The sequence below is a fragment of the Bacillus fungorum genome (assembly GCF_002746455.1).
Classification (GTDB): Bacteria; Bacillota; Bacilli; order Bacillales; family Bacillaceae_G; genus Bacillus_A; species Bacillus_A fungorum.
Genome location: NZ_NWUW01000115.1, coordinates 1 through 1,478, shown reverse-complemented (window position 1 = coordinate 1,478; position 1,478 = coordinate 1). Strand labels below are relative to the sequence as shown.

Sequence of the window (1,478 nt, the reverse complement as noted above, 5' to 3'; positions counted from 1 at the left end):
ATTTACGTGAGGATTTTATTGGTGCGGGATTTGAAGTAGCTGATAGTGATGTGATGCACATCAAGTATCTAGATGAAATTCTAGATATGGAACAACCCAATATTTTATGTATTAATGACAAACGTTTCAATATTGATGCGGGACATGAAGAGCAACGAGAATTAATTATTTTACAGAAACTAAGAGATATTCGATTTAATCGGGATATTCGTATTGTGGTATTTACAGAGCGTGAAAATGATGATGAGTTTTTGGCGAAACTTATTTATCTAGGTATCTATGACATTTTTAACTCTCGTAAAATTGATATTGATAATAAAGTAATCCCGCAGCTGCTGCAGGAATCGGATATTAAAAATGTAGCAGAGATTGTAGGAGCAAGTCAGGCACCGCAACAAACAAAGTTGCCTGAGGTTCCTGTTGATGAGGAAGAAAAGGACGTATCAAGTGAATTAGAGGAAGGTGGCAACAGTGAACCTGCCTCTAAATCCAACAAACTATTTAAAAATAAGCAAAAGCGTAAGTCTGTTCCAGAGGAGACGCCCAAAGCACCTGTTATAAAAAAACAGTATAAATTGGCTTTTGAGCCGGTATATGAGAAACAAATAGGTATTGCTATTCCAAGAAGAACAATTGTTGTGGCAAGTATGAACAGAAGAAGTGGTGCTACATTTGTTTCACATCTTTTAGCTGCTTACTTAAATGAACTACAGATTGATGTGAATTATATAGAGAATCTATATGATGATGGCTATACGTATCCGTTATTAAAGGGATATACAGAAGCACCAGAAAACTATCGTAGTGAATTTATGCTACAGCGGTATAAGGAGATGTTACAGAAGGAATCCGATATATTATCGATTCCAAAGTGGAAGCAAGGAAAAATAAATTATATTGTAAAGAATCCTATTGTAGACCAGGAATTAAAAAATGAAACAGAGCAGGACTTTGACCATTTCATTAAGGTTTTATTGGCTAACCAAGAAGCACCTATATCTATTATTGATGCAGGAAGCGATTGGGATAAAGATTTATACCATGAGATATGTGAAATGGCTGATTATATATTCTTTGTAGCGGAGCCAGATCTTCATCAAATGTTAAAGATAGCGCATCCTCTTACACAAAAAGAGAGAAAGCTCGTTTCTTACTTAGCTTTAGAGAAAACGAGAATCATTGGGAATAAGTTTTCTCCCGCACTTTTAAAGCATGAAGTAGTAGAAGAATGTTTTGGAGATAAGTTATTAACTGCTCTACCACCATATGATGTTGAGGATGTATTTGAATCTCAACTGAATAGCAGTACGTTACTATCTAGTCGTAACTATTATAGAGAGTTAGAAGGGAAAATGAAGAAGATAGCAGAGTTATTACTACCAAACGAATTGCTGAACCAAAAGAAAAATTCTATATTAAGTGGATTTCGATTCCGAAAGACCGAAAATTAAGAAGGAGTGATAAGGGATGCAAAAATT

1 protein-coding gene is annotated in these 1,478 nt (G+C 34.9%); it reads left to right on the top strand.

The annotated features are described in order from the left end of the window. Positions 1–1,451: hypothetical protein (locus tag CO726_RS30880; RefSeq protein ID WP_099686822.1), on the top strand; the 1,451-nt coding region annotated here is incomplete at its 5' end. Positions 1,452–1,478: the final 27 nt, after the last annotated feature.